23 protein-coding genes and 1 pseudogene are annotated in these 23525 nt (G+C 66.9%); all 24 read left to right on the top strand.

From position 1 onward, the window contains the following. The first annotated feature begins 17 nt into the window (after positions 1-17). Positions 18-989 carry an NADPH:quinone oxidoreductase family protein gene (locus tag AC5Y30_RS17085; RefSeq protein ID WP_499919868.1) on the top strand — a complete coding sequence of 324 codons (972 nt, stop codon included), beginning with the start codon at positions 18-20 and terminating at the stop codon, positions 987-989. A 297-nt stretch (positions 990-1286) separates the two neighbouring features. Then, the gene (locus AC5Y30_RS17080; protein WP_499920200.1) at positions 1287-2375 is read left to right on the top strand and encodes a homogentisate 1,2-dioxygenase; all 1089 of its coding nucleotides are present in this window, start codon (positions 1287-1289) and stop codon (positions 2373-2375) included. Beyond that, on the top strand, positions 2375-3550 hold the full coding sequence (locus AC5Y30_RS17075) for an alpha/beta hydrolase family protein (protein WP_499919867.1): 1176 nt from the start codon (positions 2375-2377) through the stop codon (positions 3548-3550). Before AC5Y30_RS17080 ends, AC5Y30_RS17075 begins: the two co-directional genes overlap by 1 nt. 71 nt (positions 3551-3621) lie before the next feature. Beyond that, positions 3622-4827: a CaiB/BaiF CoA transferase family protein gene (locus AC5Y30_RS17070; RefSeq protein WP_499920199.1), complete on the top strand. Its 1206-nt coding sequence runs from the start codon at positions 3622-3624 to the stop codon at positions 4825-4827. Positions 4828-4832: 5 nt separating this feature from the next. Then, positions 4833-5717 (top strand): hydroxymethylglutaryl-CoA lyase, encoded by an 885-nt coding sequence (locus AC5Y30_RS17065; protein ID WP_499920198.1) that lies wholly within the window; start codon positions 4833-4835, stop codon positions 5715-5717. Beyond that, positions 5717-6340, top strand: coding sequence for a TetR/AcrR family transcriptional regulator (locus tag AC5Y30_RS17060; protein WP_499919866.1), 624 nt, complete (start codon positions 5717-5719; stop codon positions 6338-6340). Before AC5Y30_RS17065 ends, AC5Y30_RS17060 begins: the two co-directional genes overlap by 1 nt. A 24-nt stretch (positions 6341-6364) precedes the next feature. Next, a complete protein-coding gene (locus AC5Y30_RS17055) occupies positions 6365-7603 on the top strand; it encodes an acyl-CoA dehydrogenase family protein (RefSeq protein ID WP_499919865.1) in 1239 nt (412 codons plus the stop codon). Continuing rightward, the gene (locus AC5Y30_RS17050; protein WP_499920197.1) at positions 7603-8985 is read left to right on the top strand and encodes a phosphotransferase family protein; all 1383 of its coding nucleotides are present in this window, start codon (positions 7603-7605) and stop codon (positions 8983-8985) included. Before AC5Y30_RS17055 ends, AC5Y30_RS17050 begins: the two co-directional genes overlap by 1 nt. A 25-nt stretch (positions 8986-9010) precedes the next feature. Beyond that, a complete protein-coding gene (locus AC5Y30_RS17045; protein WP_499919864.1) occupies positions 9011-9412 on the top strand; it encodes a nuclear transport factor 2 family protein in 402 nt (133 codons plus the stop codon). A 33-nt stretch (positions 9413-9445) separates the two neighbouring features. Next, positions 9446-9982, top strand: a complete 537-nt coding sequence (locus AC5Y30_RS17040; RefSeq protein ID WP_499919863.1) for a YceI family protein — start codon at positions 9446-9448, stop codon at positions 9980-9982. 54 nt (positions 9983-10036) lie between these two features. Beyond that, entirely contained in the window at positions 10037-10438 is a 402-nt protein-coding gene (locus AC5Y30_RS17035; protein ID WP_499919862.1) for an Rv3143 family two-component system response regulator, read from the top strand. Between the two features lie 438 nt (positions 10439-10876). Next, on the top strand, positions 10877-11254 hold the full coding sequence (locus tag AC5Y30_RS17030) for an NADH-quinone oxidoreductase subunit A (protein WP_007772880.1): 378 nt from the start codon (positions 10877-10879) through the stop codon (positions 11252-11254). A gap of 8 nt (positions 11255-11262) precedes the next feature. Further along, complete coding sequence (locus AC5Y30_RS17025) at positions 11263-11817, top strand: NuoB/complex I 20 kDa subunit family protein (protein ID WP_067126301.1); 555 nt, start codon at positions 11263-11265, stop codon at positions 11815-11817. Further along, positions 11814-12521: an NADH-quinone oxidoreductase subunit C gene (locus tag AC5Y30_RS17020; protein WP_499919861.1), complete on the top strand. Its 708-nt coding sequence runs from the start codon at positions 11814-11816 to the stop codon at positions 12519-12521. Before AC5Y30_RS17025 ends, AC5Y30_RS17020 begins: the two co-directional genes overlap by 4 nt. Then, complete coding sequence (gene nuoD, locus AC5Y30_RS17015; RefSeq protein ID WP_499919860.1) at positions 12521-13846, top strand: NADH dehydrogenase (quinone) subunit D; 1326 nt, start codon at positions 12521-12523, stop codon at positions 13844-13846. Before AC5Y30_RS17020 ends, nuoD begins: the two co-directional genes overlap by 1 nt. Continuing rightward, a complete protein-coding gene (gene nuoE, locus AC5Y30_RS17010; RefSeq protein ID WP_499919859.1) occupies positions 13843-14598 on the top strand; it encodes an NADH-quinone oxidoreductase subunit NuoE in 756 nt (251 codons plus the stop codon). Before nuoD ends, nuoE begins: the two co-directional genes overlap by 4 nt. Beyond that, positions 14598-15944, top strand: coding sequence for an NADH-quinone oxidoreductase subunit NuoF (nuoF, locus tag AC5Y30_RS17005; protein WP_499919858.1), 1347 nt, complete (start codon positions 14598-14600; stop codon positions 15942-15944). The genes nuoE and nuoF overlap by 1 nt, the downstream gene beginning before the upstream one ends. 6 nt (positions 15945-15950) lie before the next feature. Continuing rightward, entirely contained in the window at positions 15951-18365 is a 2415-nt protein-coding gene (locus AC5Y30_RS17000; RefSeq protein WP_499919857.1) for an NADH-quinone oxidoreductase subunit G, read from the top strand. A gap of 5 nt (positions 18366-18370) precedes the next feature. Continuing rightward, on the top strand, positions 18371-19633 hold the full coding sequence (gene nuoH / locus AC5Y30_RS16995) for an NADH-quinone oxidoreductase subunit NuoH (RefSeq protein ID WP_499920196.1): 1263 nt from the start codon (positions 18371-18373) through the stop codon (positions 19631-19633). Continuing rightward, positions 19626-20171 carry an NADH-quinone oxidoreductase subunit NuoI gene (gene nuoI / locus AC5Y30_RS16990; RefSeq protein ID WP_499919856.1) on the top strand — a complete coding sequence of 182 codons (546 nt, stop codon included), beginning with the start codon at positions 19626-19628 and terminating at the stop codon, positions 20169-20171. The genes nuoH and nuoI overlap by 8 nt, the downstream gene beginning before the upstream one ends. Positions 20172-20197: 26 nt before the next feature. Further along, the gene (locus tag AC5Y30_RS16985) at positions 20198-20986 is read left to right on the top strand and encodes an NADH-quinone oxidoreductase subunit J (RefSeq protein ID WP_499920195.1); all 789 of its coding nucleotides are present in this window, start codon (positions 20198-20200) and stop codon (positions 20984-20986) included. Then, positions 20983-21282, top strand: a complete 300-nt coding sequence (gene nuoK, locus AC5Y30_RS16980) for an NADH-quinone oxidoreductase subunit NuoK (protein ID WP_007772892.1) — start codon at positions 20983-20985, stop codon at positions 21280-21282. The genes AC5Y30_RS16985 and nuoK overlap by 4 nt, the downstream gene beginning before the upstream one ends. 10 nt (positions 21283-21292) lie before the next feature. After that, a complete protein-coding gene (gene nuoL, locus AC5Y30_RS16975; RefSeq protein ID WP_499919855.1) occupies positions 21293-23179 on the top strand; it encodes an NADH-quinone oxidoreductase subunit L in 1887 nt (628 codons plus the stop codon). A gap of 49 nt (positions 23180-23228) precedes the next feature. Then, positions 23229-23525, top strand: a pseudogene (locus tag AC5Y30_RS16970) (NADH-quinone oxidoreductase subunit M); the annotation flags it as partial.

The following is a 23525-nucleotide window of genomic DNA, read 5'->3' as shown; positions in this document are numbered from 1 at the left end:
CAGTAGGCTCTCGTGGCATGCGCGCGGTACAGGTGACTCGGCTCGATGGCCCAGACGCGGTCGAGCTGACCGAGATCGACGAACCGTCGGGCGAGGGGGTGGTCGTCGACGTGCACGCCGCCGGGGTGGCCTTCCCCGACGCCCTTCTCACCCGCGGCCTCTACCAATACCGCCCGGAATTGCCGTTCGTGCTCGGCGCCGAGATCGCCGGCGTGGTCCGGTCGGCACCCGATGGCGCGAACGTGCGCGAGGGAGACCGGGTCGTCGGCCTCACGATGCTGTCGGGCGGCATGGCCGAGGTCGCGGTATTGGCCCCCGACCGGGTGTTCAAGCTGCCCGACAATGTCAGCTTCGAGGCCGGCGCCGGCCTGCTGTTCAACGACCTGACGGTGTACTTCGCGCTGACCGTCCGGGGTCGGCTGCAGCGCGGCGAGACGGTTCTGGTGCACGGCGCGGCCGGCGGCATCGGGACCTCGGCGCTGCGACTGGCGCCGGCGCTGGGCGCGGCCCGCACGATCGCCGTGGTCAGCACGCAGGACAAGGCCGACATCGCCACGGCGGCCGGCGCGACCGATGTGGTGCTGGCCGACGGTTTCAAGGACGCGGTGAAGGAGTTGACCCATGGCCGTGGCGTCGACATCGTCGTCGACCCGGTCGGCGGTGACCGGTTCACCGATTCCCTGCGCTCGCTTACTCCCGGCGGGCGCCTGCTGGTCGTGGGCTTCACCGGCGGCGAGATACCCACTGTCAAGGTAAATCGATTGCTGCTCAACAATGTTGACGTGGTTGGCGTGGGTTGGGGCGCCTGGGCGGGGACGCATCCCGGCGCGCTGGACGAGCAGTGGGCCGGACTCGAGCGATTGCTCACCTCCGGGGAGCTGGCCCCGCCCGAGCCGATCACCTACCCGCTGGAGCAAGCCGCGACCGCGGTCGCCTCGCTGGAGAACCGCAGCGCCAAGGGAAAGGTCGTGCTGCGCGTCCGGGGTTAGCCGCCGCGCTTCGTCCCAGCCGCCACAGCGGTTTCGCCGCGAGGCACTCGACCGTTTGCCCGCCTCGTAGCGACTGTCTTGTCTCGGATACGTGCGCTTGGGTGTTGTCGCTGCGAGGTGGGCGCACCGCATGCCCCGTCCGGCGGAGGCGCGTATGGCGCTTGTGACGAACGCGTAACGGGAGACGGTAGGCGCCCGCCCGTCGGGCCTTGTGCCTGTCAAAAAGAGAAAGTAATGTCACTTTCAGTTTTGTCGACCAAGATCGCCACCCAGTGGTCCCCATCGGAGGAACCGTCCATGGAATCCTTTGTGCACCTGCGAAAAGGCCGAACGCCGCGCCGCCTGCACGCCGACCTCGACGGCCTCAAGGACGACGAGTTGGGCCGGGGCGGATTCACCGGCCGCACCGCCAACCTCTACCGGCGCCACGACCCCACCGCCTATCGATCGGTCGGGCCGCTGCGTCCCATCGACGTGCTATCCAGCGAGCTCAAGCCCAGCGATGCCACCGAAGCCGACGGCGGGCCGCTGCTGATGTTCAGCAACGACGACTGCCGAATCCTGTTGAGCCGTCGCCACGAGCCGATGCCGTTCTTCGTCCGTCACGTCGACGGCGACCTGCTGTGCTTCGTGCATCAGGGCAGCGGCCTGGCCGAGACCGAATTCGGGCCGCTGCGCTATCGGGAGGGCGACTGGCTGTACATCCCGAAGGCATGCACCTGGCGCCAATTCCCCGACAGTGCGACGACGATGCTGATGATCGAGGCCACCGACGAATTCCGGGTGCCGCCGCCCGGCGCGCTGGGTCGCCACTTCCCCTTCGACCCGTCGCAAATCGTCATCCCCGAGCCGGCGCCGGCCGACGACGCCGACGGCGACTTCGAGGTCCGGCTCATCCACCAGGGCGGCCCGACAACGCTCTTCTACCAACACAATCCGCTCGATGTCGAGGGCTGGCGCGGCGACAACTTCGCGTTCACTTTCAACATCGCCGACTACAACGTGGTCACCTCCGACAGTGTTCACCTGCCGCCGACGGTCCACCTTTTCATGCAGGCCACCGGTGTCTACGTGATGAACTTCCTGCCCAAGCCGGCCGAGGGGATCCCCGGCACCGAACGCACGCCGTGGTATCACCGCAACGTCGACTACGACGAGATCGCCTTCTTCCATGGCGGCTCGCTCTACGGCATCCCGATGCCGCCCGGTTTGATTTCGCATGCGCCGCAAGGAGTTCATCACGGCGCGCCGGAGAAGGCGCGAGAACGGGCGCGTCGCAAATTCGACGACTACTCCCGCGTCGACTGGCAGGTGATCGCCATCGACACTCGCCGGCGACTGACCCCGTCGGCCGAAGTGCTCGCCCACGACCTAGGACAACACTGATGAAGCACGAATACGAGCGAATCCCCTATCTCGTTGCCTTTCAGAACAATTCCGGTGTACGAGACGTCTACGGCGGCCTGGCCGAGATCACCGTGCTGGAGAGCTACCTGCTCAAGCCCAAGGACAAGCCGTCGGACACCGTGCTGGTCTTCATGCATCCCATCGGCGGCGGCGCCTACCTACCGATGATCAACGCGCTGGCGCGGGCCGGCCATCACGTCATCTACTGCAACAGCCGCTTCCGCGGCACCGACTCGGCACTGCTGATGGAGAAGGTCGTCGAGGATCTCGGCGAGTGCATCAAGGACGCCAAGAAGCGGCTCGGCTACCAGAAGGTGGTGCTGGCGGGATGGAGTGGAGGCGGTTCGCTGTCGGTGTTCTACCAGCAGCAGGCGCAGAACCCGACCATCACATCCAGCCCGACCGGCGACGGACCCGACCTGACCAAGCTCGACCTGCCCGCGGCCGACGGCATCATGCTGCTGGCCGCGCACATCAGCCGCCACAGCACGCTGACCGAATGGCTGGACGCGTCGATCCTCGACGAAACCGACCCCACCAAGCGCGATCCCGAGCTGGACCTGTACAACCCCGACAACCCCAATCAGCCGCCCTACAGCCAAGAATTCCTGGACCGTTACCGGCAGGCGCAGATCGACCGCAACCGCCGCATCACCGCATGGGTCAAGGGCAAGCTGGGCGAGTTGAAAGCCGCCGGCCGCCCCGACGACGAGTTCGGTTTCGTCGTGCACGGCACCATGGCCGACCCACGCTGGCTGGATCCGGCCGTCGATCCCAACGAACGCAAACCCGGCACCTGCTACCTGGGGGATCCTCAGGTGGTGAACATGAGTCCGGTCGGGCTGGCCCGGTTCTCCACGCTGCGCGGCTGGCTGTCGCAGTGGAGCTACGACGACGCCCGCGGCGACGCGGTGGCCTGCGGGCCCGATATCGCGATCCCCGCGCTGGTGATCGGTAACCTCGCGGATGACGCCTGCACGCCCAGCCACACCCGGCGGCTGTTCGAGGCGATCGGACACGACGATAAGGAGATGCACGAAATCCCCGGCGCCACACACTATTACGCGGGCCCGGACCAGCGCGAAGCGCTGCGGGCCGCAGTCACTATTGTCACCGACTGGCTGATCCGGCACGATTTCGCGGACCAAGAATGACTTCCGCCGGCGACGATGCAGAGCGCAGCGATGTGGGGGTACCTCCCGCTTGCGGGGGAGAGGAGCGGCGCATCGATGTAGCCGGTCCGCTGGACGGCGTTCGGGTGCTCGAACTGGGCACCCTGATCGCCGGGCCCTTCGCCGGCCGGCTCCTCGGCGACATGGGCGCCGACGTCATCAAGGTGGAATTGCCCAAAGCGCCGGACCCGTTGCGCACCTGGGGTCAAGCCGAAATCGACGGGCAGCACGTCTTCTGGACGGTGCACGCGCGGAACAAGAAGGCGATCACGCTGGATCTGCGCCATCCCCGCGGCCGCGAACTGTTCTGCGATCTCGTCGAGAAATCCGACATCGTGGTGGAGAACTTCCGTCCGGGCACCCTGGAGAAGTGGAACCTGGGCTACGACGTATTGTCCGAACGCAATCCGGGCATCATCCTGGTCCGGGTGTCCGGCTACGGGCAGACCGGTCCCGACGCCACCAAGGCCGGCTACGCCTCGGTCGCCGAAGCGGCCAGCGGGTTGCGGCACCTCAACGGGTTTCCCGGCGGACCGCCGCCCCGGCTGGCCCTGTCGCTCGGTGACAGCCTGGCCGGCATGTTCGGCGCGCAGGGCGCGCTGGCCGCGCTGTACCGACGCAGCGTCACCGGGCGCGGCCAGGTGGTCGACGTCGCGTTGACCGAATCGTGTTTGGCCGTACAGGAATCCACCATTCCCGACTACGACGCCGGCGGGGTGGTGCGCGGACCCTCGGGCACCCGGCTGGAGGGCATCGCCCCGTCCAACATCTACCGCAGCGGCGACGGCTCTTGGGTGGTGATCGCCGCAAACCAGGACACGGTCTTCGCCCGGCTGTGCAAGGCGATGGGCCGCCCGGAGCTGGCCACCGATGACAGGTTCGCCACACACGTCGCCCGGGGTCGCAATCAAGACGAACTCGACAACATCATCGGGGCGTGGGCCGCGGAACGCCAGCCCGGCGAGATCATCGAAATCCTCTCCGCCGCAGGGGTGATCGCGGGCCCCATCAACACGGTCGCCGAAGTGGTCAACGACCCGCAGCTGCGGGCGCGCGGCATGCTGGTGGAGCACTATGACGAGCGCGTGCAGCGCAACGTGTTGGGACCGGGCATCGTGCCGGTGCTTTCGGAATCGCCGGGCCGAGTCCGCAATGCCGGTCCCGCGCGGCCGGGCCAGCACAACGACGACGTCTACATCGGGCTGCTGGGCAAGACCGCCGAGGAGCTCGAAGAGCTGCGCGCCGAGGAGGTGCTGTGACACACATCGAGATTCGAGAAGTGGCCCTGCGCGACGGTCTGCAGATCGAGGCGCCAATCCCGTTGTCTGGCAAGCTCGAACTGCTGGCCGCGGTGGCGGCAACCGGCGTTCGCGAGGTGGAGGTCACCGCGTTCGTCTCCCCCACCAAGGTGCCGTCGATGGCTGACGCCGCCGAGCTGGCCGCTCATCTGCATGACTACCCCGACATCGCATTCTCGGCGCTGGTGGCCAGCCCGAATGGCGCCAAGCGGGCCGTCGCCGCGGGATTGCGCTCCATCGAATACGTGGTGGCCGCCGACGACACCTTCAGCAAGGCCAACGTCGGGCGCACCAGCACCGAGGCCGCCGACCAGATCGACCAGATCGTCGCGATCGCACACGACAGCGGCGTCACCGTCGAGGTCGTCATCGCCACCGCCTGGGACTCGCCCTTCGAAGGGCCCACCCCGCCGCAGCGGGTGCTCGAGATCGCCGCGGCCGCCCGCGACCGCGGCGCCGACCGCCTGTCGATCGCCGACACCATCGGCACCACCACCCCGGGTCGAGTGAGTTCGCTTGTCGCACAACTCCTTCCGGTGCTCGGCGACCTCCCGCTGGGCGGGCATTTCCACAACACTCGCGGCTCGGGTCTGGCCAGTGCCTACGCCGCGGTCAACTCCGGGGTGACGCGGCTGGACGCCTCGGTCGGCGGCCTGGGCGGGTGCCCCTTCGCCCCCGGCGCCACCGGCAACATCGCCACCGAGGACCTCGTATACCTGCTGCGCGACAGCGGTTTCGACGTGGACGTCGACCTGCAGGCCGCCATCGGCGCGGCCGAGGTGGCGAAGTCGCTGGTGGGACACGACCTGCCGAGCGCCCTGCTGCGTGCCGGTGACCGGATGCGGAACTGATGTCCGCCCCGGAGGCGAATCGCGAGCTGACCGCCAAAGGCCGCCAGACCAGGCAGGCCATCGAGCAGGCCGCCCGGAAGCTGTTCGCCGAACGGGGCTTTCACGGCACCACCCTGGCCGACATCACCTCGGCCGCGGGAAAGTCGCCGGCGGTCTTCTACCGATACTTCACCGACAAGGAAGACCTGCTGGCCGCCCTGGCCGAATCGTTCCTGCACGAGGTGGTGACGCCGTCCGGATTGAGCGTGCACCTGCCGGACTCGCCCGACGACGACGCGTTCTTCACCTCGGTGGTCACCGGCTATTGGAACATGTTCAAGCAGAACATCGGCATCATGATCGCGGTGGCCCAGCTGGCCGCCACCCAACAGCGGTTCGCCGCCGTGCAGAACGAGTTTCGGCGCTTCGGAGTGGACATCGTGGCCGCATCGGTTCGCCACGCGCAGGAACAGGGTTATGGCGCCGAGCTCAACCCGCAACACACGGCGGCGGCCATCGCGCTGCTGTTCGAGAACTTCACCACCGTCTTCGTCGGGCAGTCGGGCCTCGGCATGGAGATCAGCGACGAAGACGCCATCGCCACGCTATCGACGGTGTGGAAGAAGACTGTCTATGGTGCGTAACGCGAGAATCGCGAGGAGATAACCGTGGATTTCACTTTGCCAGAGCACCTTCCCGGACTGCTTGCCGAGATGGATGAGTTCATCGAGGCCGAGATCAAGCCGCTGGAACGCGAGAATATGCAGTACTTCGATCAGCGTCGCGAGCACGCGCGCACCGACTGGGAGAACGACGGCATCCCGACGCGCGAGTGGGAGGATCTGCTCGCCGAGATGCGCAGGCGAGCCGACAAGGCCGGCTGGCTGCGCTACGGATTGCCGGCGTCACTCGGTGGCCGCGACGGCACCAACGTCGACATGGCCGTCATCCGGGAGCACCTGGCGCACAAGGGCCTTGGCCTGCACAACGACCTGCAGAACGAATCGTCGATCGTCGGGAACTTCCCGCAGGTGATCATGATGGAGCGGTTCGGCACCGAGGAGCAGCGCGAGCAGTGGTCGGAAGCGTTGATCACCGGGAAACGGTCCATGGCGTTCGGCCTGACCGAGCCGCAGCACGGATCGGATGCGACCTGGCTGGAGACGCACGCCGAACGCGACGGCGACAGCTGGGTGATCAACGGCTCCAAGCGGTTCAACACCGGAGTGCACCGCGCGACCCACGACCTGGTCTTCGCACGCACCTCCGGCGAACCTGGAGCCGCGCGGGGCATCACCGCGTTCCTGGTGCCGACCGATTCGCCCGGATTCAACGTCCCCTACTACTGGTGGACCTTCAACATGCCCACCGACCACGGCGAAGTCGAGCTGACCGACGTTCGCATTCCCGCCGACGCGGTGCTCGGCGAGGTGGATCAGGGCCTGGAGGTCGCGCAAACCTTCCTGCACGAGAACCGGATTCGGCAGGCGGCGAGCAGCCTGGGCGCGGCACAGTACTGCATCGACCGCGCCGCGGAATACGCCGCAGGCCGAAAGGTGTTCGGCAAGCCGCTGTCGGTCAATCAGGCCGTGCAGTGGCCGCTGGCCGAGTTGGCGACGGAAGCACAGATGGTGCGGCTGCTGGTGCAGTACGCCGCCTGGCATCTGGACCGCGACCACCACATGGAGGTCTCCGACAAAGTTTCGATGGCGAACTACCGCGCCAACCGGCTGGTCTGCGACGCCGCCGACCGGGCGATGCAGGTCTACGGCGGCCTCGGCTACAGCCGCCACGAGCAGTTCGAACACATTTACCGCCATCACCGTCGCTACCGGATCACCGAGGGAGCGGAGGAGATTCAGATCCGCCGGGTGGCGCAACGCCTGTTCAAATTCGGCAACAAGTGATGGACACCGACTCGGCGGAACTGGGCGCCAAACTGGCCACCGTGCTCACCGGGGCCCTCGGCGCCGACACCGCCGTCGAGAACCTACGCGCGTTGACCGGTGGCGCCAGCCGGACCACCTGGGCCTTCGAGGCCGTCACCGACGCGCAGCGTCGCGCACTGATCCTGCGCACCGGCCCACCCGACGATGTACACGCCGGCATGGAGCTGGAAGCCAGGACGCAGGCCGCCGCGGCTGCCGCCGGGGCGCCGGTCCCCCACGTGCTGATCGCCGACAATTCCCCTGCCGCACTGGGTAACCCGTACTTGATCTGTGACGAGATCAAGGGCGAGACCATCGTGCGGCGCATCCAGCGTCAGCTCGACGCCGCCGGCGGACACCCGGCCCGCGCGCGCCTGCTGCAGCAGTGCGCGCAGGCGGTGGCCGCCATTCACCGCGCCGACACAGGCATTCCGGACCTGACCCACGAAGACCAACTCGACGAATGGCGTCAACGCCTCGACGACATGGGCGACACCACCGCAACATTCGAATGGGGGTTCCGCTGGCTGGCCGCCCACCGTCCAAAACCATTGCCGACGGTGTTGGTACACGGGGACTTTCGGATGGGCAACCTCATCGTCGACGGATCCAACCTGGCCGCGGTGCTGGACTGGGAGCTGGTGCACGTCGGACAGGCGTACGAAGACCTGGCGTGGTTCTGCATCCGCGCCTGGCGATTCGGCGCACCGGCCGGCCTCGGCGCCGGCGGCCTGGGCAGCATCGAAAGCTTCCTGCGAGCCTACGAGCAGGCCAGCGCGACTACGGTCGACCGAGTGGCGTTTCACTGGTGGCTGGTGCTGTCCACCTTGCGCTGGGGTGTCATCTGCCGCTTCCAGGCCGAACGGCACCTGAGCGGGCATAACCGCTCGGTCGAGTTGGCCACCATCGGACGTCGCGTCTGCGAGACCGAGTGGGACCTGCTCAACCTGCTCGCGCCCGCCGACGATGCGCGCCGCGCGGCGGCGCGAGGAGGAGGCGGGCAATCGGGGCCGGGCGGCCCCGTGAAAGGCGCATACGGCCGCCCGCTGGCCGCCGAACTCGTTGCCGCGGTCGCCGAATTCCTCGAAAACGACGTGCGCGGTGCGACCGAAGGGCAGGTCAGTTTCCACGCCCGGGTCGCGGCCAACGCACTGCGCATCGTCGAGCGTGAGCTCCTCGACGACAGCGAGGCGGAGTCCCGCGCGGCGCTGGCCGCCATGGGTTTCGCCGACGAGGAACAGCTGGCCGCCGCGATCCGGGCCGGCGACATGGACGGGCGAGCGGAGCAGGTCACCGCCTGCCTGCGCATCCTGGTGCGACGCCGGCTGGCCGTCGCCCACCCCGGATACGACAGCGAATAGCTCGGCGATCAGATAGGAGCCAGACATGCCCGCTTCCAGCACCGAGACGGTCCTCGATGCGGCCAACCGGCTGTTCACGGCGATCGAGCGAGGCGATGTCGCCGCGGTTGACGCGATGTGGAGCGACGACATCGCGGTGTGGCGGGTCGGCTCGCGGCGCGACGACGACAAGGCCCGCGCGATGCGGGTGATCGACTGGTTCATCGGCGCGACCACGCAGCGTCGCTACGAGATCCTGGACCGGCAGCTTTTCGACGACGGATCCGTTCGGGGCTTCGTTCAGCAGCACATCCTGCATGCCACCGGGCATGCCGGGCAGTCGATCTCGCTGCGGGTCTGCATCGTGATCCGGGTGGGCGCGGACGGCCTGATCGAGCGGATCGACGAATACTTCGATCCCGCCGGGATCGCGCCGCTGATGAACTAGCGCTACATTCGCCACGACACATTGGGGGTGACGATGACGACGTTGGAGACACTGCTTCACGATCCCGACATGGCCGGCGTGTGGAAGTTGGCCCCGGATCGCTCGGCCATCACGTTCAAGATCAGGAACATGTGGGGCCTGGTGAACGTCAAAGGCCGCTTCACCGACTTCACCGGCGAGGGCGAACTGAGCGGCCAGGGAGCGGTTTTCGGCCGCGTGGACATCCGGGCGGCTTCGCTCAACAGCGGCATCGGCCGTCGCGACAAGCACCTGCGCTCGGCCGACTTCTTCGACGTCGAACGCTTCAAGGAGATCAGCGTCGTCGTCACCGCCGTGCACCCGACGAAGGGCAAGTCCGCCGACCTTCACACCACCTTCACGATCAAGGGCGTCACCGCGGAGATCCCCCTGCCCGTCACGATCTCCGAACTCGACGACGGCTCGATCCGAATCACCGGCGAAACAAAGCTCGATCGGGACCGGTTCGGCCTGGGTTGGAACCGGGCCGGCATGATGAGCTCGACGGCGACGGTCGCGGCGGATGCCATCTTCGTGCGGGTATCGCAATGAACATTTCTGCGGGCACCCCGCTGAACCCGGTATGACACCAGTAGCATCTGCACCGTGTCCGACTCCACCGTCGCCCTGCGGATCCTCGTCTACAGCAGCAATGTGCAAACCCGCGAACGGGTGATGCGGGCGCTGGGCAAGCAACTGCACCCCGATCTGCCCGAGCTGAGCTATGTCGAGGTGGCTACCGGGCCCATGGTGATTGCGACGATGGACAAGGGCGGCATCGACTTGGCCATCCTGGACGGCGAGGCCACCCCGACCGGCGGCATGGGAATCGCGAAGCAGCTCAAAGACGAACTCGAGACCTGCCCACCCGTGGTGGTGCTGACCGGGCGGCCCGACGATGCGTGGCTGGCCTCCTGGTCGCGCGCCGAGGGCGCTGTGCCGCATCCCATCGACCCCATCCTGCTGGGCCGCACGGTATTGAACCTGCTGCGGGCCCCGGTTCGCTGATTTAGTCGACGCCGCGTCTTTGCCGCGGGCGTTCACTTCCGCCCGTTCAAGGCGGCAGTGCTGACATAACCGGCCCCAATCGACCAGCCGACCGTCGCCGGTGCGACGTTGCTGACGACGGGCCATCCGCGCTGGCGACGCCGTTGATCTTGACCGCCGCAGCGATCGGCGCAGCGGCGCCTTTGCTGGTGTTGACCGAGCAGCCGGTGCGGCAGCTCGAGTGCGGCGGCGAGGGTTGGTTGCAACGGCTATCGAGTTTGCGCGGCACAGCGCGACACTGCGCCGCCGATGCTGGAAACGCGTACCCCGGGCAAGCGCGCCGCGGCCCGCGCCGCTATGTTGTAAATCACTGTGACGGGCCTGCGGCCCGGTTCGTCACAGCAGCCCGGTTACCGCCTGGCCGCTGCAGGCGGCTCGTACGACGGATCATGGAGCGAGTTGAACGTCTACATACCCATCCTGGTGCTAGGCGCCATTGCCACTGCCTTTGCCGTGGGCTCGGTGGCGATCGCGAGCCTGGCCGGCCCGTCACGTTTCAACAAGTCGAAGATGTCGGCGTACGAGTGTGGAATCGAACCCACCGAGACGTCGGTGAGCGGCCCGCATGCGACGGCCGGGCAGCGCTTTCCGGTGAAGTACTACCTCACCGCGATGCTCTTCATCGTCTTCGACATCGAAATCGTGTTCCTGTATCCGTGGGCCGTCAGCTATGACGCGCTGGGCACCTTCGCTCTGGTCGAAATGGTGATTTTCATGCTGACGGTTTTCGTGGCCTACGCCTACGTGTGGCGCCGCGGCGGCCTGACGTGGGATTGAGGTAGGACGTGGGTCTTGAGGAACAGCTGCCCGGCGGGATTCTGCTGTCCACTGTCGAGAAGGTCGCGGGCTACGTCCGCAAGAACTCACTGTGGCCGGCGACATTCGGGTTGGCCTGCTGCGCCATCGAGATGATGGCAACGGCCGGGCCAAGATTCGACCTCGCCCGGTTCGGCATGGAGCGATTCTCGGCAACGCCCCGGCAGGCCGACCTGATGATCGTCGCCGGGCGGGTCAGCCAGAAGATGGCTCCGGTGCTACGTCAGATCTACGACCAGATGGCCGAGCCGAAATGGGTGCTGGCCATGGGCGTGTGCGCATCATCCGGCGGGATGTTCAACAACTACGCGGTGGTGCAGGGCGTCGATCACGTGGTTCCCGTGGACATCTACCTGCCCGGCTGCCCGCCGCGACCCGAAATGCTGCTGTACGCAATCCTGAAGCTGCACGAGAAGATTCAGGAGATGCCGCTGGGCGTCAACCGCGAAACCGCCATCGCCGAAGCCGAGCAGGCGGCGCTGTCGGCCCGGCCCACGATCGAGATGCGCGGACTGCTGCGATGAGCTCACCTGACCAAGACCCCAAAGAAGCACTCAGCCGCACCGACGAAGAAGTCATCGACGTGCGCCGCGGCATGTTCGGCGTCAAGGGCTCCGGTGACACGTCCGGATACGGGCGGCTGGTGCGCGAAGTCCTGCTCCCGGGCAGCAGCCCACGACCGTACGGCGGCTACTTCGACGAGGTGGTCGACACACTGGCCGCCGCGCTGAGCAAGGACAACGTCGAATTCACCGACGCCATCGAAAAAGTGGTGGTGTACCGCGACGAACTGACCCTGCACGTCCGGCGCGAAGCGCTGGAGCAGGTCGCCCACCGGCTGCGCGACGACCCGCGACTGCGCTTCGAGATGTGCCTGGGCGTCAGCGGGGTGCACTACCCGCACGAGACGGGACGCGAACTTCACGCGGTATATCCGTTGCAGTCGATCACGCACAATCGCCGCGTCCGCCTGGAAGTGTCTGCGCCCGACGGTGATCCGCACATTCCCTCGCTGTTCGGGATTTATCCGACCACCGACTGGCACGAGCGGGAGACCTACGACTTCTTCGGCATCATCTTCGACGGGCACCCGTCGCTGACCCGCATCGAGATGCCGGACGACTGGCACGGGCATCCCCAGCGCAAGGACTACCCCCTCGGTGGGATTCCCGTCGAATACAAAGGCGCGCAGATACCCCCGCCCGACGAGCGGAGAGCGTACAACTGATGAGCACTACCACCGAAGCGACGCACGACGGCGCCGGCGAGACCTTCGTGGTCGCCGGCGGCCAGGACTGGGACAAGGTCGTCGAAGCCGCCCGCGCTGTCGATCCCGGCGAACGCATCATCGTCAACATGGGGCCCCAGCATCCCTCCACGCACGGGGTGTTGCGGCTGATCCTGGAGATCGAGGGCGAGACGGTCACCGACGCCCGGTGCGGCATCGGCTATTTGCACACCGGCATCGAAAAGAACCTCGAATACCGCTACTGGACCCAGGGTGTCACGTTCGTGACCCGAATGGATTATCTCGCACCGTTTTTCAACGAGACGGCCTACTGCCTGGGTGTGGAGAAGCTGCTCGGTATCACCGATCAGATTCCGGAGCGGGTCAACGTCATCCGCGTGATGATGATGGAGCTCAACCGGATCTCGTCGCATCTGGTGGCATTGGCCACCGGCGGCATGGAACTGGGCGCCATGACGCCGATGTTCGTCGGATTCCGGGGACGCGAGATCGTCCTGACCCTGTTCGAATCGATCACCGGCCTGCGAATGAACAGCGCCTACGTCCGCCCCGGGGGTGTGGCGCAGGACTTGCCGCCCAACGCGGAAGCCGAGATCGTCGAAGGTCTCAAGGAACTCAGGCAGGTGCTGCGCGACATGGGCGGTCTGCTCAACGAGAACGCCATCTGGAAGGCCCGCACCCAGGACGTCGGATATCTGGATCTGACCGGTTGCATGGCGTTGGGCATCACCGGCCCCATCCTGCGCGCCACCGGACTGCCCCACGATCTGCGCAAGAGCGAACCGTACTGCGGATACGAAAACTACGAATTCGACGTAATCACCGAAGACACGTGTGATGCTTACGGGCGCTACATGATTCGCGTCAACGAGATGTGGGAGTCGATCAAGATCGTCGAGCAGTGTCTGGACAAGCTGAAGCCCGGCCCGACCATGGTCGAGGACCGCAAGATCGCCTGGCCGGCCGACCTGAAGGTGGGGCCCGACGGCTTGGGCAACTCGCCGGAACACATCGCCAAGATCATGGGCGGCTCCATGGAGGCGTTGATTCACCATTTCAAACTGGTCACCGAGGGCATCAGGGTCCCGGCAGGCCAGGTCTACACGGCGGTCGAATCGCCGCGCGGGGAGCTGGGCGTGCACATGGTCAGCGACGGCGGCACGCGGCCCTACCGAGTGCACTACCGAGACCCCTCGTTCACCAATCTGCAGGCGGTCGCGGCGATGTGCGAAGGTGGAATGGTCGCCGACCTGATCACCGCGGTCGCCAGCATCGACCCGGTGATGGGCGGGGTGGACCGATGACCGGGCCGCAGGGGCAGCCGGTCTTCATCCGGCTCGGCCCACCGCCCGAGGAGCCCAACGCGTTCGTCGTCGAGGGCGCGCCCAAGACGTATCCGCCCGAGGTGCGGGCCCGGCTGGAGGTCGACGCCAAAGAGATCATGGGCCGCTACCCCGACAAGCGTTCGGCGCTGTTGCCGTTGCTGCACTTGGTGCAAGCCCAGGATTCCTATCTCACACCCGCGGGCCTGGATTTCTGCGGTGAGCAGCTGGGGCTCACCGGGGCAGAGGTGTCCGCGGTTGCGAGCTTCTACACCATGTATCGGCGCGGCCCCACCGGCGAATACCTGGTGGGTGTCTGCACAAACACGTTGTGCGCCATCATGGGTGGCGATGCCATCTTCGATGCCCTGAAGGAACATCTGGGCGTCGGCAACGACGAGACCACCGCCGACGGCTCGGTCACGCTGCAGCACATCGAGTGCAACGCCGCCTGCGACTACGCGCCCGTGGTGATGGTGAACTGGGAGTTCTACGACAACCAAACGCCGGAGTCGGCGCGCGAACTCGTCGACTCGCTGCGTTCCGGTGAGCCGAAGTCGCCCACTCGGGGCTCCCCGCTGTGCGTCTTCCGCGAGACATCGCGCATCCTGGCCGGCCTGCCCGACGAACGCCCCGACCAGGGCCAGGGCGGCGCCGGCGCGGCCACCCTGGCCGGCCTGAAGGTCGCCCAGGAACTCGGCATGGAGGCGCCCAGCGCGCCGGAAGGCCAGTAATGACAACGACTTCTGACAATCAGGCGACGCCGCTGACTCCGGTCATCAGCCGGTTCTGGGACGATCCCGAATCCTGGACCCTCGAGACCTACCACCGCCACGGCGGCTACGAGGCGATGAAGAAGGCGCTGGCGATGGAGCCCGACGCGGTGATCGGGATGGTGAAGGACTCCGGGCTGCGCGGGCGCGGCGGCGCGGGATTCTCGACGGGGACGAAGTGGTCGTTCATCCCGCAGGGCGACACCGGCGCGGCCGCCAAACCCCATTACCTGGTGGTCAACGCCGACGAGTCGGAACCCGGTACGTGCAAAGACATTCCGCTGATGCTGGCGACGCCCCACGTCCTCGTCGAGGGCGTCATCATCGCCTCGTACGCGATCCGGGCCAGTCATGCGTTCATCTATGTGCGCGGGGAGGTGCTGCCGGTCCTGCGCCGCCTGCAGAACGCGGTGGCCGAGGCCTACGCCGCCGGCTACCTGGGCCGTGACATCAACGGCTCGGGCTTCGATTTGGAGCTGGTGGTGCACGCGGGTGCCGGCGCCTATATCTGCGGCGAGGAAACCGCGCTGCTGGATTCGCTGGAAGGCCGCCGCGGTCAGCCGCGGCTGCGCCCGCCGTTCCCGGCCGTGGCCGGACTCTACGGCTGCCCGACGGTGATCAACAATGTCGAGACCATTGCGAGCGTGCCGTCGATCATCGGCAACGGCGTGGACTGGTTCCGCTCGATGGGCACCGAGAAATCCCCGGGCTTCACGCTGTATTCGCTGTCCGGCCATGTCGCCCGGCCCGGTCAGTACGAGGCCCCGCTGGGAATCACGTTGCGGGAGTTACTCGCCTACGCCGGCGGCGTGCGGGCCGGGCATCGGCTCAAGTTCTGGACACCCGGCGGGTCGTCCACCCCGCTGCTGACCGACGAGCACCTCGATGTGCCGCTGGACTACGAGGGTGTCGGCGGCGTCGGCTCGATGCTGGGCACGAAGGCGCTGGAGATCTTCGACGAGACCACCTGCGTGGTGCGTGCCGTGCGGCGCTGGACCTACTTCTACAAGCACGAATCGTGCGGCAAATGCACGCCGTGCCGCGAGGGCACCTTCTGGCTGGACCAGATCTACGAGCGGCTGGAAACCGGCAAGGGTACCGACGAAGACATCCAAAAGCTGTTGGACATCTCCGACACCATCCTGGGGAAGTCGTTCTGCGCCTTGGGCGATGGGGCCGCCAGCCCGGTGATGTCGTCGATCAAGTTCTTCCGCGACGAATACGTCGCGCACGTCGAGGGCGGCGGGTGCCCCTTCGATCCACGGAACTCCATGCTGACGGCGGAGCGCGACGGCGCGAAAGGTTAGGACTCGATGACTAGCGCGGCCAAAACCGAAACCGGCGACGAGGTGCGTCCGCCGGAAATGGTGACGCTGACCATCGACGGCAACGAGATCAGCGTTCCCAAGGGAACTCTGGTGATCCGGGCCGCCGAACTGATGGGCATTCAGATCCCTCGGTTCTGCGACCACCCGCTGCTGGAACCGGTCGGCGCGTGCCGGCAGTGCCTGGTCGAGGTCGAAGGTCAGCGCAAGCCGATGGCGTCGTGCACCACCGTCGCCACCGACGACATGGTGGTACGCACCCAGCTCACCTCCGAGGCCGCGGACAAGGCGCAGCACGGTGTGATGGAGTTGCTGCTCATCAACCACCCGCTGGACTGCCCGATGTGCGACAAGGGCGGCGAGTGCCCCCTGCAGAACCAGGCAATGTCCAACGGCCGCGCCGATTCTCGCTTCACCGACGTCAAGCGCACGTTCGCCAAGCCGATCAACATCTCGTCGCAGGTCCTGCTGGACCGGGAGCGCTGCATCCTGTGCGCGCGCTGCACCCGGTTCTCTGAGCAGATCGCCGGCGACATCTTCATCGACATGCAGGAACGAGGCGCCCTGCAGCAGGTCGGCATCTACGCGAACGAACCCTTCGACTCCTACTTCTCGGGCAACACCGTGCAAATCTGCCCGGTGGGCGCGCTGACCGGATCGTCGTACCGGTTCCGGGCCCGTCCGTTCGACTTGGTCTCCAGCCCAAGCGTCTGCGAGCACTGCGCTTCCGGATGCGCGCAGCGCACCGACCACCGCCGCGGCAAGGTGCTGCGCCGGTTGGCCGGCGACGACCCCGAAGTCAACGAGGAGTGGAACTGCGACAAGGGCCGGTGGGCGTTCACCTACGCGACCCAGGCCGACGTGCTCACCACTCCGCTGATCCGCGACGCCGACGGCTCGCTGCAACCGGCGTCGTGGTCGCACGCGATCGCCGTCGCGACGAAGGGCCTCGAAGCGGCGCGTGGCCGCACGGGCGTCCTGGTCGGCGGCCGGGCGACCTTGGAGGACGCCTACGCCTACTCCAAGTTCACGCGAATCGTGTTGGACAGCAACGACATCGACTTTCGCGCGCGTCCGAGCTCGGCCGAGGAGGCCGACTTCCTGGCCGCCCGGATCGCCGGCCAACCGATTTCCGTCAGCTACGCCGATCTGGAGCGGGCGCCGGTCGTCGTGCTGGCCGGATTCGAGCCCGAAGACGAGTCGCCCATCGTCTTCCTGCGGTTGCGCAAGGCGGCCCGCAAGCACGGGCTGCCGGTCTACGCCATCGCACCTTTCGCCACCCGCGCGCTGACCAAGATGTCCGGGCGGCTGATCAAAACCGTTCCCGGCGCCGAAGCTTCGGCACTGGACGGGTTGGCCGGCGGCGAGGTGGGCGAGCTGCTCTCCACCGCGGGGGCGGTCATCATGGTCGGCGAACGGCTGGCCACGGCGCCGGGCGCACTGTCGGCCGCGGCCCGGCTCGCCGACACCACCGGCGCCCGCCTGGTCTGGGTGCCGCGTCGCGCAGGCGAGCGGGGCGCCCTGGAAGCCGGTGCGCTGCCGGGGCTGCTGCCCGGTGGCCGGCCGGTCGACGACGACACCGCCCGGGCGCAAATCGCCCAGGCATGGCACGTCTCCGAATTGCCCTCCGGCAGTGGACGTGACGCCGACGCAATCGTCGCCGCCGCCGCCGACGGCACGCTGGGGGCCCTGCTCGTAGGCGGTGTCGAGCCCAACGACTTCGCCGACCCCCAAGCGGTGCTGGCGGCGCTGGACGGCGTCGGCTTCGTGGTCAGCTTGGAGTTGCGGCACAGCGCGGTCACCGAACGCGCGGACGTCGTGTTCCCGGTCGCGTCGACGACGCAGAAGGCCGGCGCATTCGTCAACTGGGAGGGCCGCTTCCGGCCGTTCGAGGCCGCGCTGCGCACCACTCAGGACGCCAGCCAATCCGACCACCAGGTGCTCGACACGCTTGCCGACGAAATGGGCGTGTACCTGGGCATGTCCACCGCCGCCAGCGCCCGCGAAGAACTGGCCGCGCTGCGAGGGTGGGACGGCAAGCGCGCCGCGAGCCCGGACGTCGCGGCCGCCGAGGCGGCCCAACCCGCGGCGGGCGAGGCGGTGTTGGCGGGGTGGCGAATGCTGTTGGACAACGGCCGTTTACAAGACGGCGAGCCGCATCTGGCGGGAACCGCGCGCGCATCCGTCGCCCGGCTGTCCGCCGATACGGCGGCCGAGATCGGCGCTGCCGAGGGCGACGCCGTCACCGTCAGCACCTCGCACGGATCCATCAGCCTGCCGCTGGTGATCACCGACATGCCCGACCGGGTGGTGTGGCTTCCGGTGAACTCACCCGGTTCGGCGGTGCACCGCCAACTCGGCGTATCGGTCGGTAGCACAGTCAAGATCGGAGTCGGCTCATGACAGCGTTGACCGCGTTCGGGCACGACACCTGGTGGTTGGTGCTCGGTAAGGCGCTGGCGATCTTCGCGTTCCTCATGTTGAACGTGCTGGTGGCGATTCTGCTCGAACGCAAGATCCTCGGCTGGATGCAGCTGCGACCCGGGCCCAACCGGGTCGGACCGTGGGGTGCGTTGCAGAGCCTGGCCGACGGAATCAAGTTGGCGCTCAAGGAAACCATCACCCCGGGCGGCGTCGACAAGTTCGTCTACTTCGCGGCGCCGGTCATCTCCACGATCCCGGCCTTCACCGCGTTCGCGTTCATCCCGTTCGGTCCGGTCGTGTCGGTGTTCGGGCACCGCACACCGCTGCAGCTGACCGACCTGCCGGTGGCGGTGCTGTTTATCCTGGGGCTGTCGGCGATCGGTGTGTACGGAATCGTGCTGGGCGGCTGGGCTTCCGGGTCCACCTACCCGCTGCTGGGCGGGGTGCGCTCCACGGCCCAGGTGATTTCCTACGAAGTGGCGATGGGGCTTTCCTTCGCGGCGGTCTTCCTCTACGCCGGCTCGATGTCGACGTCGCAGATCGTCGCAGCCCAGGACCGGGTCTGGTACGTGTTCCTGCTCTTGCCCTCGTTCGTGATCTACCTGATCTCGATGGTCGGCGAAACCAACCGGGCGCCTTTCGATTTGCCCGAGGCCGAGGGTGAGCTGGTCGCGGGATTCCACACCGAGTACTCGTCGCTGAAGTTCGCGATGTTCATGCTGGCCGAGTACGTCAACATGATGACGGTGTCGTCGCTGGCCACCGTGTTGTTCTTCGGTGGGTGGCACGCGCCGTGGCCGCTGAACATGTGGGCGGGCGCCAACACCGGCTGGTGGCCGGTGCTGTGGTTCACCGCGAAGATGTGGACCTTCCTGTTCATCTACTTCTGGCTGCGGGCCTCGCTGCCCCGGCTGCGCTACGACCAGTTCATGGGGCTGGGCTGGAAGCTGCTGATCCCGGCCTCGCTGGTCTGGGTGCTGATCGCCGCCGTCATTCGCACGCTGCGCAACCAGGGCTTCCAGCACTGGACCCCGGTCCTGGTGGCGAGCAGCGTCGTGTTCGCCACCGCGCTGGTGCTGTTGCTGCGAAAGCCGTTCAGCGCGCCGGGCATTCGCGCGCTCGAAAAACAGATGCGCCGCGAGGCGAAGAAGCTGCCGGCCGCGGAACGCCCCACCCCGGTATTCCCGACACCGCCGCTGCCGATGAAGTCCCTGGCGGCGGCGAGCAAGGAGGAAGCACGTGGCTAAATTCTTGGACGCCGTTGCCGGATTCGGCGTGACGTTCGGATCGATGTTCAAACGCAACGTCACCGAGGAGTATCCGGAGAAGCCGGGCCCCGTCATGCCGCGCTACCACGGCCGTCACCAGCTCAACCGCTACCCGGACGGTCTGGAGAAATGCATCGGGTGCGAATTGTGCGCCTGGGCCTGCCCGGCCGACGCCATCTATGTCGAGGGAGCGGACAACACCGAGGAACTCCGGTATTCGCCCGGGGAACGTTACGGCCGGGTCTACCAGATCAACTATCTGCGGTGCATCGGCTGCGGACTGTGCGTCGAGGCGTGCCCCACCCGGGCGCTGACCATGACCAATGACTACGAGATGGCCGACGACAACCGTGCGGACCTCATCTACGAGAAGGACCGGCTCTTGGCGCCACTGCTGCAAGACATGCTCGCGCCGCCGCACCCCAGGACCGCCGGCGCCACCGACAAGGATTACTACCAGGGCAATGTGACCGCGCACGGGTTGCGGGAAACCCAGCAGGCCGGAGAATCCCGGTGACCGGATTGGCCGACCACGCCGTCGTCGTGGCATCGAATTTCGCGCCGGACACCATCGTCCGCACGTCCACCGGCGAGGCGGTCGCCTTCTGGGTGCTCGGCGTCCTGGCGGTGCTCGGCGCGATCGGGGTGGTCACCGCCGTCAACGCCGTGTACTCGGCGATGTTCCTGGCGATGACCATGATCATCCTGGCGGTCTTCTACATGATTCAGGACGCGCTGTTCTTGGGCGTGGTTCAAGTGGTGGTCTACACCGGCGCCGTGATGATGCTGTTCTTGTTCGTGCTGATGCTCATCGGGGTGGACTCGGCGGAATCGCTCAAGGAGACGCTGCGCGGTCAGCGGATCGCCGCGGTGGCGGCGGGCATGGGGTTCGGCATTCTGCTGATCGCCGCCATCGGCAACCTGAGCACCGGCGGATTCGCCGGACTCACCACCGCCAACGCCAACGGCAACGTGGAAGGGCTGGCGGCACTGATCTTTTCGCGCTACCTGTGGGCGTTCGAGCTGACCAGCGCGCTGCTGATCACCGCGGCCGTCGGTGCGATGGTGCTGGCACACCGCGAGCGCTTCGAGCGCCGCAAGACACAGCGCGAGCTCTCCCAGGAGCGATTCCAGGCGGGCGGGCACCCCACCCCGATGCCCAACCCGGGTGTATACGCACGCCACAACGCCGTCGACGTGGCCGCGTTGCTGCCGGACGGCTCGTACTCGAAGCTTTCGGTGTCGCCGCTGCTGCGGAGTCGCGGCGCCGACGGCAAGCGGACTCCGTCCACCGAGCCGAGCCCGACTCTCTCCCAAGGCGGTACGTCATGAATCCGGCTAATTACCTGTACCTTTCGGCACTGCTGTTCACCATCGGGGCCTCCGGTGTGTTGTTGCGCCGCAACGCCATCGTCATGTTCATGTGCGTCGAGCTGATGCTCAACGCGGTCAACCTCGCCTTCGTGACGTTCGCGCGGATGCACGGGCATCTGGACGGGCAGATGATCGCGTTCTTCACGATGGTGGTCGCCGCCTGCGAGGTGGTCATCGGCCTGGCCATCATCATGACCATCTTCCGTACCCGCAAATCGGCATCCGTCGACGACGCGAACCTACTCAAAGGCTGACGACGCCAAGATGACTCAATACACCTGGTTGCTGGTGGCGCTGCCATTGGCCGGCGCCGCGATCCTGCTGTTCGGCGGGCGACGCACCGACCGGTGGGGGCATTGGCTGGGCTGCGCCACCGCCCTCGCGGCGTTCGGGGTGGGCCTGAGCCTGCTCAGCGAGCTGCTCGGCCGCGCCGCCGACGACCGCGTCATCCACCAGAAGGTGTTCAGCTGGATTCCCGTCGGCCAGCTCCAAGTGGACCTCGGGCTGCAGATCGACCAGCTGTCGGTGTGTTTCGTGCTGCTGATCTCCGGGGTCGGGTCACTGATCCACATCTATTCGGTCGCCTATATGGCTGAAGACGTAGACCGTCGAAGGTTTTTCGGTTACCTCAACCTGTTCCTGGCATCGATGCTGCTGCTGGTCGTCGCCGACAACTACGTGGTGCTCTACGTCGGCTGGGAGGGCGTGGGCCTGGCCTCCTACCTGCTGATCGGATTCTGGTACCACAAGCCGACGGCGGCCACCGCGGCCAAGAAGGCGTTCGTGATGAACCGGGTCGGCGACGCCGGGCTGGCCCTCGGAATGTTCTTGATGTTCAGCACTTTCGGCACGCTGTCCTATGCCGGCGTGTTCGCCGGCGCGCCGGCAGCCGATCATGGCGCGCTGACCGCCATGGGTTTGCTGTTGCTGCTGGGCGCGTGCGCCAAATCCGCCCAAGTCCCGCTGCAGGCCTGGCTGGGTGACGCCATGGAGGGTCCCACCCCGGTGTCGGCGCTGATCCACGCCGCCACCATGGTGACCGCAGGTGTGTATCTGATCGTCCGGTCCAACCCGCTGTACAACCTGTCCCCGGACGCGCGACTGGCCGTGGTCATCGTGGGTGCGGTCACGCTGCTGCTCGGAGCTTTCATCGGCTGCGCCAAGGACGACATCAAGCGGGCGCTGGCCGCGTCGACGATGAGCCAGATCGGCTACATGGTGCTGGCGGCCGGCCTGGGCCCGGCCGGCTACGCCTTCGCGATCATGCACCTGCTCACCCACGGTTTCTTCAAGGCCGGTTTGTTCCTCGGCTCCGGCGCGGTGATTCACGCGATGCACGAGGAACAGGACATGCGCCGCTACGGCGGTTTGCGTGCGGCGCTGCCCATTACGTTCGTCACGTTCGGCCTGGGCTATCTCGCGATCATCGGCGTGCCGCCCTTCGCGGGCTACTTCTCCAAGGACGCCATCATCGAGGCGGCGCTGGCCGCCGGTGGCACCCAGGGTTATCTGCTGGGTGGCGCCGCGCTATTGGGCGCCGGCGTCACCGCGTTCTACATGACCCGGGTGATGCTGATGACCTTCTTCGGCAAAAAGCGCTGGGGCCCAGGCGCCCATCCACATGAGGCGCCGGCCCTGATGACGTGGCCGATGATCCTGCTCGCCGTCGGCTCGGTGTTCTCCGGTGGCCTGCTGGCGGTGGGCGGCACCCTGCAGAGCTGGCTGGAACCGGTCGTCGGAAAGCACGAGGAAGTGACCCACGCGTTCCCGGCCTGGGTCAGCTCCGCGCTGGCGCTGGGTGTCGTGATCATCGGCATCGCGGTGGCCTATCGGCTGTACGCGAAGATACCGATCCCGCGGGTGGCCCCGCTGTCGGTGTCGGCGTTGACGACGGCGGTACGCAGCGACTTCTACGGCGACGCCTTCAACGAGGAGGTCTTCATGCGCCCCGGTGCGCAACTGACTCGCGCGCTCGTCGACGTCGACAACGCGGGTGTCGACGGCTCGGTCAACGCGCTGGCCGCGCTGGTCAGCTCGACGTCAAATCGGCTGCGGGGGTTGCAAACCGGCTTCGCCCGCAACTACGCATTGTCGATGTTGACGGGCGCGGTGCTGGTGGTCGCGCTCATCCTGGCGGTGCGGCTGTGGTGATTCGTGCCGGCGACGACGCGGTGGCAGGCGATGAAAGGGAGCGGCGCTGGTGAATAGCGTTCCATGGCTGAGCGTGCTGTGGCTGGTGCCGCTGGCCGGCTCCGTGCTGATCATCCTGATGCCGCCCGGACTTCGACAGCTCGCCAAGTGGACCGGTCTGGTCTTCGGCATCCTGACCCTGGCGGCGGCCATCGTCGTCACGGTCGGGTTCAAGACCGGTGGCGCGCCTTACCAATTCGTCGAAAAGCATCAGTGGATCCCTGCGTTCGGTGCCGGCTACACCCTGGGTGTCGACGGCATCGCGGTGGTGCTGGTGCTGCTGACCGCGGTGCTGATTCCGGTGCTG

The organism is Mycobacterium sp. NGS27 (assembly GCF_059813005.1).
Note: the sequence above shows the minus strand (reverse complement) of the source record. Positions and strands in the feature narration are given on the sequence as shown.